Source organism: Micromonospora sp. CPCC 206060 (assembly GCF_036906895.1).
GTDB lineage: Bacteria > Actinomycetota > Actinomycetes > Mycobacteriales > Micromonosporaceae > Micromonospora.
Window position 1 is genome coordinate 23,936 of the sequence record NZ_JBAKHU010000015.1, and the last position, 14,443, is coordinate 38,378.

General features: G+C 72.0%; 12 protein-coding genes. 7 read left to right on the forward strand and 5 right to left on the reverse strand.

All coding sequences use genetic code 11. The annotated features are described in order from the left end of the window. The first annotated feature begins 91 nt into the window (after positions 1-91). The 4 genes from V6U90_RS12865 to V6U90_RS12880 are packed head-to-tail and all read left to right on the forward strand — an operon-like array spanning position 92 to position 3,282. Positions 92-517 (forward strand): TOBE domain-containing protein, encoded by a 426-nt coding sequence (locus V6U90_RS12865; RefSeq protein ID WP_334434930.1) that lies wholly within the window; start codon positions 92-94, stop codon positions 515-517. Beyond that, positions 514-1,299 (forward strand): molybdate ABC transporter substrate-binding protein, encoded by a 786-nt coding sequence (gene modA / locus V6U90_RS12870; RefSeq protein WP_442933578.1) that lies wholly within the window; start codon positions 514-516, stop codon positions 1,297-1,299. The genes V6U90_RS12865 and modA overlap by 4 nt, the downstream gene beginning before the upstream one ends. A gap of 4 nt (positions 1,300-1,303) precedes the next feature. Next, positions 1,304-2,149, forward strand: a complete 846-nt coding sequence (locus tag V6U90_RS12875) for an ABC transporter permease (RefSeq protein ID WP_334434932.1) — start codon at positions 1,304-1,306, stop codon at positions 2,147-2,149. Beyond that, entirely contained in the window at positions 2,146-3,282 is a 1,137-nt protein-coding gene (locus V6U90_RS12880; protein WP_334434934.1) for an ABC transporter ATP-binding protein, read from the forward strand. The genes V6U90_RS12875 and V6U90_RS12880 overlap by 4 nt, the downstream gene beginning before the upstream one ends. Positions 3,283-3,316: 34 nt before the next feature. Here the strand turns inward: V6U90_RS12880 and V6U90_RS12885 are convergent, their stop codons facing one another. Further along, a complete protein-coding gene (locus V6U90_RS12885) occupies positions 3,317-4,684 on the reverse strand; it encodes an MFS transporter (protein WP_334434936.1) in 1,368 nt (455 codons plus the stop codon). 431 nt (positions 4,685-5,115) lie between these two features. Between V6U90_RS12885 and V6U90_RS12890 the strand changes: the two genes are divergently transcribed. Continuing rightward, positions 5,116-6,348 carry an MFS transporter gene (locus tag V6U90_RS12890; RefSeq protein WP_334434938.1) on the forward strand — a complete coding sequence of 411 codons (1,233 nt, stop codon included), beginning with the start codon at positions 5,116-5,118 and terminating at the stop codon, positions 6,346-6,348. A gap of 86 nt (positions 6,349-6,434) precedes the next feature. On the opposite strand, the gene V6U90_RS12895 is transcribed toward V6U90_RS12890, so the two are convergent. Next, positions 6,435-6,950, reverse strand: coding sequence for a MarR family winged helix-turn-helix transcriptional regulator (locus tag V6U90_RS12895; RefSeq protein ID WP_334434940.1), 516 nt, complete (start codon positions 6,948-6,950; stop codon positions 6,435-6,437). Positions 6,951-7,072: 122 nt separating this feature from the next. Here V6U90_RS12895 and V6U90_RS12900 point away from each other — a divergent pair, with 122 nt between their 5' ends. After that, the gene (locus V6U90_RS12900) at positions 7,073-8,155 is read left to right on the forward strand and encodes an alkene reductase (RefSeq protein WP_334434942.1); all 1,083 of its coding nucleotides are present in this window, start codon (positions 7,073-7,075) and stop codon (positions 8,153-8,155) included. 236 nt (positions 8,156-8,391) lie between these two features. Continuing rightward, a complete protein-coding gene (locus tag V6U90_RS12905) occupies positions 8,392-10,575 on the forward strand; it encodes a heavy metal translocating P-type ATPase (RefSeq protein ID WP_442933581.1) in 2,184 nt (727 codons plus the stop codon). A gap of 88 nt (positions 10,576-10,663) precedes the next feature. On the opposite strand, the gene V6U90_RS12910 is transcribed toward V6U90_RS12905, so the two are convergent. The 3 genes from V6U90_RS12910 to gabT all read right to left on the reverse strand — a co-directional run bounded on the left by V6U90_RS12910 (position 10,664) and on the right by gabT (position 14,426). Next, entirely contained in the window at positions 10,664-11,443 is a 780-nt protein-coding gene (locus tag V6U90_RS12910) for a Stf0 family sulfotransferase (protein ID WP_334434947.1), read from the reverse strand. A 134-nt stretch (positions 11,444-11,577) separates the two neighbouring features. Next, the gene (locus V6U90_RS12915; RefSeq protein WP_334434949.1) at positions 11,578-13,038 is read right to left on the reverse strand and encodes an NAD-dependent succinate-semialdehyde dehydrogenase; all 1,461 of its coding nucleotides are present in this window, start codon (positions 13,036-13,038) and stop codon (positions 11,578-11,580) included. A gap of 41 nt (positions 13,039-13,079) precedes the next feature. Continuing rightward, positions 13,080-14,426 carry a 4-aminobutyrate--2-oxoglutarate transaminase gene (gene gabT, locus V6U90_RS12920; protein WP_334434951.1) on the reverse strand — a complete coding sequence of 449 codons (1,347 nt, stop codon included), beginning with the start codon at positions 14,424-14,426 and terminating at the stop codon, positions 13,080-13,082. Between the last annotated feature and the right edge of the window lie 17 nt (positions 14,427-14,443).

The following is a 14,443-nucleotide window of genomic DNA, read 5'->3' on the forward strand; positions in this document are numbered from 1 at the left end:
CAGATGCGGCATGCCAACCGGCAAAAGCCTGGAAGATACGGGTTCAAGGTCGGATATCCTGCCGTAGGTGCGGCCCGCTAGGGTGTCGGGTGTGACGATGTTCCGGATCAGTGAGGCCGCAGAGTTACTCGGTGTCAGTACGGACACGGTGCGCCGCTGGGTGGACGCCGGCCGGCTCGTCGCCCTGCGCGACGAGCACGGCCACCGGGTGATCGACGGGGTCGACCTGGCCGGCTTCGTACGCGCCCAGGCCGCCGATCCGGACAGCAGGTCGGAGGAGTCCTCGGCGCGCAACCGGCTGCGGGGCATCGTCACAGCCGTGGTCAAGGACACGGTGATGGCCCAGGTCGACATCCAGGCGGGGCCGTTCCGGGTGGTGTCGCTGATGAGCCGCGAGGCGGTCGACGAGCTGGACCTCCAGGTGGGCTCGGTCGCGGTCGCGGTGATCAAGTCGACCACGGTGGTGGTCGAGCGGTCCACCCCGGCTGTGCCCCAACGGGGGAGGGCCGGCCAGTGAGGGCGCGGAGGATCAGGGCGACCCTGGCCGCGCTGGCGCTGATGGTCCTGACCGGATGCGGTGGCGCAGCGCAGACCACCGGCCCGCGACCCGCTGCGGGTGGCGTGACCGGCACCGTCACGGTGCTGGCCGCGGCGTCACTGACCGAATCGTTCACCCGCATCGGCCGGGACTTCGAGGCCGCCAACCCGGGGGTGCGGGTCGTGTTCAACTTCGCCGGCAGTTCCGCCCTGGCCGCGCAGATCAACCAGGGCGCCCCCGCCGACGTGTTCGCCTCCGCCAACCCGGGCACCATGCGGACCGTCACGGACGCCGGCAACGGGAACGGCCCGACCGTGACGTTTGCGAGGAACCAGCTCGTCATCGCCGTACCGGAGGGCAACCCGGCGGAAGTCACCGGCCTGGCAGACCTGGCCCGGCCCGGGGTGAAGGTCGCCCTGTGCGCCGAGCAGGTGCCGTGCGGCGCGGCGGCGAAGCAGGCGCTCGGCGCCGCCGGTGTCCCGCTGACCCCGGTCACCTGGGAACGGGACGTCAGGGCCGCCCTGTCGAAGGTGAAACTCGGCGAGGTCGACGCGGCGCTGGTCTACCGCACCGACGTCGCAGCCTCCACCGCCGACGTGGACGCGGTCGAGTTCCCCGAGTCGGCCCGCGCGGTCAACGACTACCCGATCACCGTACTGAAGGACGCCCCGAACCCGGTCGGCGCGCAGGCGTTCGTCGCCCATGTGCTGTCGGACGGAGGCCGGAGCGTGCTCACCGGCGCCGGCTTCCAGGTCCCGTAGGACGATGACGCTCCCCGACCAGCAGGGCGACCCGGTCCGGACGACCGCCGCGTCACCGCGCCGTCACCAGCCGCAGCGGGTGCCGGTGGCCCTGCTGCTGCCGGCCGTGGCGGGGCTGCTGTTCCTCGTCCTGCCCCTCGCCGGGCTGGTGATCCGCGCGCCGTGGAGCACCCTGCCGCAGCGGCTGGCCCAACCCGGCGTGCTGACCGCGTTGCGGCTGTCGCTGCAGACCGCCACCGCCGCCACCCTCGTCTGCCTCGCGCTCGGTGTGCCCCTGGCCTGGCTGCTGGCCCGGACGGATTTCCCCGGTCGACGGCTCGTCCGCGCCCTGGTCACCGTCCCGCTGGTGCTACCGCCGGTCGTCGGCGGGGTGGCGCTGCTGCTGGTGTTCGGCCGCAGCGGACTCGTCGGCGGCTGGCTCGATGCCACGTTCGGCGTCACCCTGCCGTTCACCACCGCCGGCGTGGTGGCTGCCGAGGCGTTCGTCGCGATGCCGTTCCTGGTCATCGCCGTCGAAGGGGCGCTACGCGGCGCCGACACCCGCTACGAGGAGGCCGCCGCGACCCTCGGCGCCGGCCGGTGGGCCATCTTCACCCACGTCACCCTGCCGCTGGTCGCCCCCGGCATCGCCGCCGGCACGGTGCTGTGCTGGGCACGCGCGCTGGGTGAGTTCGGGGCGACCATCACCTTTGCCGGGAACTACCCCGGCCGCACCCAGACCATGCCCCTGGCGGTCTACCTGGCCCTGGAGACCGACCTCGACATGGCGATCGTGCTCAGCCTCGTCCTGCTCACCGTCTCCGTGGCGATCCTCGTCGCCCTACGTGACAGGTGGCTCACCAGCCCATGACCCATCCGACGGAACATCCCACCCCGCTGCTCGACGCACACCTGGTCGTCGACCGGGGCGCCTTCCGGCTCGACCTGCCGCTGCGCATCCACGCCGGGGAGGTGGTCGCGCTGCTCGGTCCCAACGGCGCCGGCAAGACCACCGCCCTGCGCGCCCTCGCCGGTCTGCAACCGCTGTCCGCCGGCCACCTCACGCTGGCCGGCCACGACCTCGACCGCCCCGACCGGCGGCTCCACACCCCGCCCGAGCATCGCCCGATCGGCGTGGTCTTCCAGAACTACCTGCTCTTCCCGCACCTGTCCGCGCTCGACAACGTCGCCTTCGGCCCGCGCCGTCACGGCATGCGTCGGCACGTTGCCCGCGAGCGGGCCGCCGAGCGGCTCGCCCAGGTCGGCCTCGCCGGGCTGGCCCACCGTAGACCCCGCCGCCTTTCCGGCGGACAGGCCCAGCGCGTCGCCCTCGCCCGGGCACTCGCCGTCGAACCGGTCCTCCTCCTGCTCGACGAACCCCTCGCCGCACTCGACGCCCGGACCCGGCTGGACACCCGCGCCGAACTCCAGCGTCAGCTCGCCGGCCATCCCGGCGCCACCCTGCTGGTCACCCACGATCCTCTCGACGCCCTCGTCCTGGCCGACCGGCTCGTCATCGTCGAGGACGGCCGCGTCGTCCAGGAGGGCGACCCCACCACCATCACCACCCGACCACGTACCGACTACGTGGCCCGCCTCGTCGGCCTCAACCTCCACCCGGGTCACGCCAACGGGTACGCCGTGCAGGTCGGTGCCGGTCGCACCCTCACCACCACCGACAGCCTCGACGGCGACGTGTTGGTCGCGTTCCCACCCTCTGCCGTCGCCCTGCACCCGCAACAGCCCGACGGCCCTCCCGCCAACACCTGGCCGGCGACCATCACCGGCATCCAACGCCACGGCGACAACCTTCGCATCGACCTCGCCGGCCCGATCACGGTGGCCGCCGACATCAGCCCGGCCGCCGCCACCCGTCTCCACCTGGCCCCCGGTCACACCGTGTGGGCCGAGGTCCGGGCTGCGGACATCCGTGCCTACCCGGCCGGCAACCACCGGCCTGATACCTGGTCAGGCCACACCCGGCCCGATCCTCACCAACCGTAGGTGGCCAGGAGCACGTCGCTGATGGTGGAGGTCCTCAGCTCAGCAGGGGGCCGGCTGTGGAGGTGTCCGTGGTGGCCGGGACGGCCGTTCCTGTCCCGCTGCCCGCCGGTTGGCGGTCGGACGGCACGGTCCAGGCGGCGGATGGTGCGTCGAGCCGGCCGGAGCGGGCCAGCATGATCACCGCTGCGGTGCAGGTGGCACCCGTGGCGGTCAGTACCAGCCAGGGCAGCGCGGGAAACCCCCAGTCCTGACCCAGGCCCCAGACCGCGCCGGTGATCAGGTTTCCGACGGTGACGCCGATTCCGGCGAAGGTGTTGTGCAGCCCGTAGTGGGTGGCGACGAGGCGGTCACGGGTCAGGCCGAGGATGGTGTCCATCTCGAACGGGTACGCCACGACGCTGCCCAGGGTGAGCAGCACCGTCGCGGCCAGGGTGGGGACCATCGCCAGTACGGTGATCCCCCGGGAACCGCCCCGGGCGGTGAGGTCGGCCGTCATCGCCAGCGGCAGGAAGGCCACCGCCATCAGGGTCAGTCCGAGGGCGACCGCCCGCGCCGGGTTCCCCCACTGCCAGGCCCACCCGGTTACCCAGACCTGACCCACGATCGCGACGACGGCGGAGAGCCCGAACAGCGCCCCGCTGCCGAGGTCGCCGTCCGCTGCCAGGACCTCCGTCGCCTGTAACGGCAGGGCGAGATAGATCTGCGACGACAGGACGTGCGAGCCGACCATGGTCAGTGAGAACAGCAGGAAGGACCGGTTGCGGGTCACCTCACGCCAGTCGGCCCGTACCCCGGCCAGGCCGATCCGTCGGCTGCTCCCGCAGGCCGACGGTCCGGGCGGCAGCAGCCGTAGCTGGGCGACGCTCAGTGCCAGAAAGACCGACGCTGCGGTCAGGCAGACGGCGCGGAAGTCCACGCTCAGCAGCGCCAGACCGATCAGTGGTCCGGTCAGGACGCCGGTCTGGTAGAAGACGTTGAACAACGCGAAAGCGGTGACCCGTCGCTCCCCGGCCTCGGCCGCGATGTAGGCACGGACCGCCGGACCGAACAATGCGCCCGCCAACCCGACCGCCACCGAGGCCACCAGCACCATGGGTAGGTTGGCGACGAGGCCGAGCAGCGCGAAACCCGCCCCGCGTAGGGCGCAGCCCAGCGCGATCATGCGGCGGTAGCCGAACCGGTCGGCGAGCATCCCGCCCACCAGGAACAGGCCCTGTTCGCTGAGGGTGCGGACGCCGACGACCAGGCCCACCGTCCAGGCGGCCAGGTTCAGCCCGGAGGAGAGGTGGTTGGCCAGGTAGGGCATCAGCATGTAGACGCCCAGGTTGATGCCGAGCTGGTTGACCATCAGCAGCCGCAGGCCGGGGTCGAGGTGGCTGATCTGCCGCCAGGTGGCTCTCACTGCCGCTCCCGGCTGCGGTCTCGACCGGGGCGTCCGGTGGCCGTCCCGCGCCTGCTCGCCGGGGGGCCGATGGTTGACCGGCAGCCACTGTTCCGCACGGGTTCCGCCGGTGCGGTACCACCAGCGGGGGCTCCTCTGCCGACGTCGTGCGCCATGGCCCCACCGGTCTTCCCGTGCGCGCATGACCACCGGACGCTCCGGACCGGAGCGGTCCAACCCGCATCAGCCTACCTATTTGCCCCCGAAGGCGATAGATAGAGGCATTGTCACTAGTTTGTGTGAGCTGGTGCGGAAGTCACCGACCGTGCGTTGTCCACTCGGTCTCCTGCCGGCTGCGACGGCCGGCCGGCCCGGTCAACCGCGTCCGGCCTGTCCCGTAGGGTGCGTAGGCCCTGATCAGAAGCAGGGAGGGTGACCGGGAAAGGACCGCCATGACAGCCGACACCTCCACCTCGCCGCACCGGCGGGCCGGGTCGACGCCATCCCGACGGGCCGAGGTCGCTGCCACCGTCACCCTCGCCGCCGTCGCGTTCATCGTCGTCACCGGCGAGACCGCACCGGTCGGTCTGCTCGGTGACGTCGTACGCGGCGTACGGGCCAGCGAGAGCCAGGTCGGGCTCACGGTCAGCTGGTACGCGCTGGTCGCGGCGGCCACCGCGGTACCACTGACCCGATGGTCCGCCCGGTTCGACCGTCGGACGGTGCTGGTGGTCAGCGCGGTCGTCTTCGGCGTCGGGCACGTACTCGCGGCGGCGGCGCCGAACCTGGCCGTACTCGCGAGTGGGCGGTGCCTCGCCGCACTCGGCCACGGCGTCTTCTTCGCCGTGGCCGCACCCACCGCTATCCGCCTGGCCAGCGAGACCGCCAGGAACCGCGCCGGCAGCCGGGTCAGCGTCGGCGCGGCCACCGCCATGGTCGTCGGCGCCCCCCTGGCCACGCTGCTCGGTCAGCTCGCCGGCTGGCGTACCGCGATGGCCGCCGTGGCGGTGGTCTCCCTGGCGCTCGCCGTCACGGTCATCCGGTTGCTGCCGCCACTGCCCGCCCCGCACCGGGAGCGGGGCGGAGCGGCGTCCGGGGTGCGGGTCACGCTCGGTACCCCGGGACTGGTCGCGATTCTTCTCGTGACGGCCGTCGCGGTGACCGGACACTTCGTGCTCTACATCTACGTGGCGCCGTACACGGCGGAGAGCCTCGGGGTGCACGGCGCCGCGTTCACGGTCGCGCTGCTCGGGTATGGGGCGGCAGCCGTCCTGGGCAGCGTGCTCGGGGGTCGGCTGGCCGACCGTAGCCCGGTCACCGGCACCCGCGCCGCCGCCGCCGTCGTCTTCGTGACCGCCCTGCTCGGTCTGTACCTCGCCGGTCGACTCGGGCTGCCGGCGCTCGGGGTTCCCCTGCTGCTGCTCTGGGGCGGGGCCTTCTCCCTGCTGGTCGTCTCGACCACGCTGGCCGTGCTCCGCCGGGCGGCCGGACCGCGAGCGGAAACCGCCAACGCCCTGTACGGCATCATCTTCCAGGTCGGTATCGTCGCCGGGTCGGCTTTGGGTGCCGTCTGGCACTCGGCGGGGCGGACCTCCGCGCTACCGCTTCTCGCCGCCGCCGTGGGGACCGTCGGCCTGATCCTGCTCGCCCGCCCCGGGAGACCCTTCGCCGCGACTGCCGGATGACGGCTGCGCCGTCGCCGGAAGTTCCGCTCTTGCGTGGTCTGACGATCGACCAGGCCGGGTGACCGGTACGAGGCGGCGTTGCCCTGTCATGGCACTGGCAGGTCGTCGACGGCGTGCCCGGCTGCCTGGTCCGGCGGGGATGCCAGCAGGTTGTCCTCCAGCCGGTGCAGGGTACCGAGCGCGGCCTGCTGCTCGTCGGCTGTCATCGGGCCGACGGTGAGGCGTTCGAGGTCCTCCCAGATCCGTTCGACCTGTCGGCGTAGGCCGATGCTGGCCGGGGTGGGCTCGACCAGGGTCGCCCGACCGTCGGTGGGGTCCGGTACGCGGCGGACGTAGCCGGCGCGTTCGAGGCGTTGCACGGTGCGGGTCATGCTGGCCGAGTCGGTGTCGAACTCGGTGGCCAGGTCGCTCTGCCGTTGCGGGCCGCATTCCCACAGCCGCATCAGCAGCAGTTCCTGTCCGGGGCGCAGCCCGACCTCGCGGAGCAGTTGTCCGGCGAGCATCCGGTGGGTCCGGGCCAACCGGAAGACCGCGTGGCTGACCGGGCCGCATGCCGCGACTGCCGGGCGCCGGCACGCTGCCGGGACGTCCCCTCCGTCCATGCCCGCCAGATTACCTGTTCACGCCAGTTGTGGTCCCGATCACTGCGTGCCGAGGAAATATCCCCACCCGGGCGGGCATTTACCTGTTCGGAACAGCTAATCGGGTCGTAGGGAGTGCAGACATGTCCAGAGCATTCGAACCGGTCACCGTCGGTCGGTACACCGCCCGCAACCGGGTGGTGATGGCCCCGATGACGCGTAGTCGCGCGCACGGACCAGGAGCCAGTCCGACCGAGCTGGTGGCGACCTACTACGCCCAGCGGGCCAGTGCGGGGCTGATCATCACCGAGGGCACCCAGCCCTCCGCCGTCGGTCAGGGCTATCCGAACACCCCCGGCCTGCACACGGTCGAGCAGGTCGAGGCGTGGCGGCCGGTGACCGCTGCGGTACACGAGCGGGGCGGGCTGATCTTCGCGCAGCTGATGCACACCGGCCGGATCGGGCACCCCGACGTCTACCGCGAGGACCTGACGCCGGTCGGCCCGTCGCCGGTACGGGCGGACGGGTCGGTGTACACCCTGGACGGCCCGCGCGAGTTCGTCGTCCCCCAACCGTTGGACGAGGCCGGCATCCGGCAGACCGTCGCGGACTTCGCCTCGGCGGCGCGCAACGCGATCGACGCCGGTTTCGACGGGGTGGAGCTGCACGGGGCCAACGGCTACCTGCTGCACCAGTTCCTGGCCACCAACACCAACCAGCGCGACGACGGGTGGGGCGGCACCGTCGAGGGGCGGATCCGGTTCGTCGTCGAGGTGACCGAGGCGGTCGTGAACGCCATCGGCGCCGACCGGGTCGGACTGCGGATCTCGCCGAGCAACCCGTACAACGACATCGTCGAGGACGACCACCGCGAGACCTACCGTGCGCTGCTCGACCGGCTCAACCCGCTCGGCCTGGCGTACCTGCACGTCGGCGAGGGGCCCGACACCGAGTTCACCGACGAGCTGCGGGCACTCTGGACCGGCACGCTGATCCTCAACCCGTTCACCCCCGGCGGGTACACCGGGCCCGAGGCGCTCAAGCTCCTCGAGACCGGCGCGGCGGACCTGGTGTCCTACGGGGCGCTCTTCCTGGCCAACCCGGACCTGCCGCGACGGTTGCAGGTCGGTGGCCCCTTCAACGCGCCCGACTACACCCGGGCCTACAGTGGCGACCACGAGGGCTACACCGACTACCCGGCCCTCTCGCCGGCCGACGACGCATGACGGTCGTCGTCCCCGCCACGTGCGGTGACGGCCTGGTCGGTTCGCGCCCCTGATCCCATGACGGTGGCCGGTTCTCCCGGCCACCGTCATGCTGTCGATGGCGCCGGAGCAGTGTGCAGCGGATCCGACAGGTGGCGGAGGTTACCCCCTGGGGGTACTTGTCGAGTACCCCTAGGGGGTATACCGTCCTGGGTGTGATGAGACACGACCGCACAGCCAACGCAAACCAGACGGCCATGGGGCCGGTGGGCGGACACCACCATCACGGGCCCGCACACCCGCCGGAGCCCGCAGCCGGGCCAGCCGACGGTTCCGTCCCCGGCCCCCGGCAGCCCGGGGCCCACGGGCCCCACCACGACCATGCAGCCGCCCACCGCACGCCAGGCCACCCCGGGCCCGAAGGGCACGCCGGACACGACAAGCACGCCGGACACGACCCGGAACAGTTCCGCCGCCGGTTCTGGCTGAGCCTCGTCCTGACGGTGCCCACCGTGGTCACCAGCCACATGGTGATGGAGTGGTTCGGCTACACCCTCGACTTCCCGGGAATGGGCTGGGTCGGACCGGTCCTCGGCTCGGTGGTGTTCCTCTACGGCGGCTGGCCCTTCCTGGTCGGTGGGGTCCGCGAGATCCGCGACCGGGCGCCCGGAATGATGCTACTGATCACCATGGCCATCACCGTGGCCTACACGGCGTCGCTGGCCACCAGCCTCGGCGCCTTCGACCTGGACTTCTGGTGGGAACTGGCCGCGCTGGTCACGATCATGCTGCTCGGGCACTGGCAGGAGATGAAGGCCATCGGCCAGGCCCACGGCGCCCTCGCGGCGTTGGCCGCGCTGCTGCCCGACGACGCCGAGCGGATCGGCGACGACGGCACGGTGCAGCGGGTCGCGGCCACCGGGCTGCAGGTCGGTGACCTGGTACTGGTCCGCTCGGGCGGGCGGGTGCCGGCGGACGGCCGGATCGTCGACGGTGCCGCCGAACTGGACGAGTCGATGATCACCGGCGAGTCGCGCCCGGTGTCCCGGGGCGTCGGGGACCGGGTCGTCGCGGGTACCGTCGCCACCGACTCCGCGCTGCGGGTCCGGGTCGACGCGGTCGGTGAGGATACCGCGCTGGCCGGCATCGGTCGGCTCGTCGCCCAGGCCCAGGCGTCCAGCGGCCGCGCCCAGGTGCTCGCCGACCGGTTCGCCGCGATGCTGTTCTACCTTGCCGTTGCCGCAGCGCTGGTCACCTTTGGCACCTGGTGGGTCGTCGGTGACATCGACCAGTCGGTTGCGCGGACCGTGACGGTGCTGGTGATCGCCTGCCCGCACGCGCTCGGACTGGCCATCCCGCTGGTGATCGCGATCTCCACCGCGGTGGCGGCCCGTGCCGGCATCCTGGTCAAGGACCGCCTCGCCCTGGAACGGATGCGCACCGTCGATGCGGTGCTGTTCGACAAGACCGGCACCCTCACCAGGGGTGCGCACACCGTGACCGCCATCGCGGCGGCCAACGGCTCCCGCGAGGACGACGTGCTGCGTATCGCGGGCGCGGTGGAGGCCGACAGCGAGCATCCGCTGGCCAGGGCGCTGGTCGCGACGGCGCAGGACCGGAGCCTGCACGCGGTGGCCCGGGACTTCCGGTCCCTGACCGGCCGAGGCGTACAGGCCGTCGTGGACGGCACCACCTGGGCGGTCGGCGGTCCGGCGCTGCTGCGGGAGGTAGGCGCCACCGTCCCCGCCGAGTTGACCGCGGTCGCCGCCGGCTGGTCGGCGCGCGGCGCGGCGGTGCTGTACCTGGTCCACCTGCCTGGCACCGGCCGGCCCGAGGTGGTCGGTGGGTTCGCGCTGGCGGACGAGGTCCGCCCGGAGGCCCGCGCGGCGATCACCGAGCTACGGGAACAGGGAGTACGGAAGATCGTCATGATCACCGGGGACGCGCGTCCGGTCGCCGAGGCGGTAGCTGCCGGTCTGGGGTTCCGGCCCGGTGTCGACGAGGTCTTCGCCGAGGTGCTGCCCGCCGACAAGGACCGGGCGGTCAGCGACCTGCAGGCCCGGGGCCTGACCGTGGCGATGGTCGGCGACGGCGTCAACGACGCCCCCGCCCTGGCCCGCGCCGACGTGGGTATCGCCATCGGTGCCGGTACCGATGTGGCCATCGAGTCGGCCGGGGTGATCCTGGCCTCGTCGGACCCGCGCGGGGTCACCGGAGTGATCCGGCTGTCCCGGGCGTCGTACCGCAAGATGATCCAGAATCTCGCCTGGGCCGCCGGTTACAACGTGCTGGCGATCCCGCTCGCGGCGGGAGCCCTGGCCTGGGCCGGGGTGACCCTCAGCCCGGCGGTCGGTGCGGTGCTGATGTCGGCCTCCACCATCGTGGTGGCGCTCAACGCCCAGTTGCTGCGCCGGGTCCGGCTCGTCCCGGAAGGACGCTGAGCACGGCCACGCCGGTGGCCGGGTCGGATCATCCGTCCCGGCCACCGGCGACCTCCCACGGAGCGTCCGCGAGCCCCGACCAGGCGGGTCAGCGCTCTGCGGACCACGCCCGGTACCGCTCGATCCACCGGTGGTTGAGATCGTCGGCCTGACGCCGGTGCTGCGGTGTGACGACCCGTCCGGCCGGCAGGGCCAGCCCGAGGAACGCGAGAATGCCGACGACGGCAGCTTCCATGTTCCCGTCGAGCTCCTCGTAACGCAGCACGTGCGGCTGGACGCCGACCGAGGAGAACCACGACTCCCATGCCGCGTTGTGTTCGTGGATCACCTCGACGAAGTGGTGGACCGCTTCGGCATCGAAGGTGGGTGGCCGCCCGGTGCCGCTGCCACCGCTGATCTCGCCGTTGCCGCCGAGGTACCAGGTACCGGTCTGTTCGGCGCGTAGCCACGACACCGCCTGCGCCACCACATCGTCGCGTCGCACGAATATGAAGCGCGCGCGACCGAATGCCCGGTGCAACAGTGCGACGTCGTCCCCGGCCAGGTCAGGGTGGACCACGCCCAGCTTGTCGACCACCTCGCCGAGCGTCCCCCACATGAGCTTGGCCCCGAACACGCCGTTGTCACCGCGGCCGGCAGCCAGCGCTGCCCGTAGGTAGTCCGCGTAGTCGAAGCCGCCCGAGTCGGTGCGGGCGATGCCCCAGCGCTCGACCCAGAGCTGCTCGTCGGGTGCGCGGAAGTAGGCCTGCGGACGCCCGGCGATCCCCGTCGACTCAAGGAGTCCGAGCAGCAGGGAGCTGCCGGTGCGGGGCGTGCCGCAGACGAAGTACGACTCGACGCTGCTCTCGGTCTCCGGCGAGGTCACCATCCGCCTAGCTAGTCACGGGGCCGTATCCACCCGCAACACAATTGCGGGCCGAGGCGCCAGGTGCTCCCGTATCCGGCGCCGCCGTGGTCCGACCCCACCAGCACCCCGGCGGCCGGCCCGGCTGGCGCGGACGGTCACGGCGCGATGCCGACGTACCTGACGGCAAGGTACTCCTCGATGCCTTCCGGGCCGCCTTCCCGGCCGTACCCGGACTGCTTCACCCCGCCGAACGGCGCCGCCGGGTTGGAGACGACGCCCTGGTTGATGCCGACCATGCCGACGTCCAGCCGTTCGCTGACCCGGATGGCCCGGGACAGGTCGCGGGTGAAGACGTAGGCGGCCAGGCCGTACGCGGTGTCGTTCGCACGGTGCAGGGCTTCGTCCTCGCTGGCGAACGTGGTGATCGGTGCGACCGGGCCGAAGATCTCCTCGACCATCAGGTCCGCGTCGGCCGGTACGTCGGTGAGCACCGTCGGTTGGAAGAAGTAGCCCACGTCGCCGACCGGCGATCCGCCGGTCACCACGGTCGCGCCACGGTCGGTGGCCTGCGCCACCAGCGCGGCCACCTTCTGCCGGGCTGCGGCGTCGATCAGCGGCCCCACGGTCACACCCTGCTCCGTGCCCCGGCCCACCACCTCGGCGGCCATCCGGGCGGCGAACCGCTGCGCGAACTCGTCCGCCACCGATTCGTGTACCAGGAACCGGTTCGCCGCCGTGCAGGCCTCGCCCATGTTGCGCATCTTGGCCTGCATCGCGCCGTCGACCGCCCGGTCGAGGTCCGCGTCGGCGAACACCAGGTACGGTGCGTTGCCGCCCAACTCCAGGGAGACCCGCACGAGCTGGTCGGCCGACTGCCGGACCAGGTGCCGGCCGACGGAACTGGACCCGGTGAACGTGATCTTGCGCAGTCGTGGATCGCGGAGCAACGGTGCCGTCACCTCGCCGGGGCGCGTCGTGGTGACCATGTTGACGACGCCCGGCGGCACACCCGCCTCGGCCAGCAGGTCGACCAACGCCACCATGGTCAACGGCGTCTGCTCCGCCGGTTTCACCACCATCGTGCACCCCGCGGCGACCGCCGGCCCGATCTTGCGGGTGCCCATGGCGAGGGGAAAGTTCCACGGGGTGATCATCAGGGTGGGGCCGACCGGCTGTTTCGTCGTCATCAGCCGGGTGGCCCCGTCGGGAGAGGTCGCCCACCGGCCGGCGATGCGGGGCGCCTCCTCGGAGAACCAGCGGAGGAACTCGGCTGCGTACGCGACCTCCGCCCTGGCCTGCGCCAGCGGTTTGCCCATCTCCACCGTCATCAGCAGCGCGAACTGCTCGGCGCGGGCGGTGAGCAGTTCGTATGCCGTACGCAGGATCTCGGCGCGCAGCCGGGGAGCGGTCGCGGCCCACGCCGCCTGCGCCCCGGCTGCGGCGTCGAGCGCCGCGAGGCCGTCGGCTGCGGTGCCGTCCGCGACCCGGCGCAGGATCCGGCCGGTGGCAGGGTCCTCGACGTCGAAGGACCGTCCGTCGGTGGGTGCCCGCCACCGGCCGGCGATGAACAGTCCGTCCGGTACCCGGTCCAGGACCGTCTGCTCGATGAGGGGCATGTCGGCTCGCTCCATCCGGCGTGGTTCGACGTGATCGATGGTCAGTGGTCGGCCCGTGCCGCGTCGAGCGCGGACTCGAAGATGTCGAGTCCCTCGGTCAGGAGAGCATCCGGTGCGGTCAGCGGCGGCAGGAACCGGAAGACGTTGCCGTAGGTGCCGCAGGTGAGGGTGACCAGACCTGCGCGATGGCAGCGGGCGTTGACCGCGGCGGTCAGGGCGGGGTTCGGGGTGAGGTCACCCGCGCCGGTGACCAGTTCGACCGCGAGCATCGCGCCGCGTCCGCGGACGTCACCGATGACGTCGTACCTGCTGGCCAGGTCGTGGAGTCGGGCGAGGAACAGCCGTTCGATCTCGCGGGCCCGACCGCAGAGGTTCTCCTCGATCATGATCTCGATCGCGGCGAGCGCCGCCGCGCAGGAGACCGGGTTACCGCCGTAGGTGCCGCCGAGGCCACCTGTGCCGACGGCGTCCATGAGGTCCGCGCGACCGGTCACCGCCGCGAGCGGCAGGCCACCGGCGATCCCCTTGGCGGTGGTGACGAGATCGGGTACCACCTGTTCGTGTTCGGCGGCGAACCAGTCACCGGTGCGGCAGAACCCGGTCTGGATCTCGTCGGCGATCAGCAGGATGCCGTGTTGTCGGCACCAGTCCGCGACGCGTCGGAGCCAGCCCGGTGGGGGCACGATGAAGCCGCCCTCCCCCTGGATGGGTTCGATGACCACCGCCGCCGTGCGGGCCTCGCCGACCTGGGTGTGCACGGTGTCGACGAACGCGTCGAACGCCTGCTGTGCACATGCCTCCGATCCGCCGGGCCAGCGCAGCGGGTAGGCCATCGGGGCGCGGTAGATCTCACCGGCGAAGGGGCCGAAGCCGTCCTTGTAGGGCCTGGCCTTGGCGGTGAGCGCCATGGTGAGGTTGGTCCGGCCGTGGTAGGCGTGGTCGAAGGTGATCACTGCCGGGCGGCCGGTGGCGTGCCGGGCGATCTTGACCGCGTTCTCGACGGCCTCCGCCCCGGAGTTGAACAGCGCCGAGCGCTTCTCGTGGTCGCCGGGGGTCAGTGCGTTGAGCTTCTCGCAGACCTCGACGTACCCGTCGTACGGGGTGACCATGAAGCAGGTGTGCGTGAAGTCGGCGACCTGGCGGGTCACCGCGGACACCACCCGGGGTGCCGCGTTCCCCACCGTGGTCACCGCGATTCCGGAACCGAAGTCGATGAGGTGGTTGCCGTCTACGTCGACCAGGATGCCGCCGCCGGCGCGGGTGATGTAGACCGGTAGCCCGACGCCGACACCGGCGGAGACAGCCGTGGTCTTGCGACGGTGCCGGGCGACCGACTGGGGCCCGGGGATTTCGGTGCGGAGGAGCCGCTGCTGCGGGACAGCCGTCATGCGCCCATCCTGGCTAG

What these genes read in the sequence shown, in the direction of transcription:
- V6U90_RS12875 (WP_334434932.1), top strand. Translation starts at nt 1,304, where the DNA reads ATGACGCTCCCCGACCAGCAGGGCGACCCGGTCCGGACGACCGCCGCG.
- V6U90_RS12880 (WP_334434934.1), top strand. Translation starts at nt 2,146, where the DNA reads ATGACCCATCCGACGGAACATCCCACCCCGCTGCTCGACGCACACCTG.
- V6U90_RS12890 (WP_334434938.1), top strand. Translation starts at nt 5,116, where the DNA reads ATGACAGCCGACACCTCCACCTCGCCGCACCGGCGGGCCGGGTCGACG.
- V6U90_RS12895 (WP_334434940.1), bottom strand. Translation starts at nt 6,950, where the DNA reads ATGGACGGAGGGGACGTCCCGGCAGCGTGCCGGCGCCCGGCAGTCGCG.
- V6U90_RS12900 (WP_334434942.1), top strand. Translation starts at nt 7,073, where the DNA reads ATGTCCAGAGCATTCGAACCGGTCACCGTCGGTCGGTACACCGCCCGC.
- V6U90_RS12905 (WP_442933581.1), top strand. Translation starts at nt 8,392, where the DNA reads ATGGGGCCGGTGGGCGGACACCACCATCACGGGCCCGCACACCCGCCG.
- V6U90_RS12910 (WP_334434947.1), bottom strand. Translation starts at nt 11,443, where the DNA reads ATGGTGACCTCGCCGGAGACCGAGAGCAGCGTCGAGTCGTACTTCGTC.
- V6U90_RS12915 (WP_334434949.1), bottom strand. Translation starts at nt 13,038, where the DNA reads ATGCCCCTCATCGAGCAGACGGTCCTGGACCGGGTACCGGACGGACTG.
- gabT (WP_334434951.1), bottom strand. Translation starts at nt 14,426, where the DNA reads ATGACGGCTGTCCCGCAGCAGCGGCTCCTCCGCACCGAAATCCCCGGG.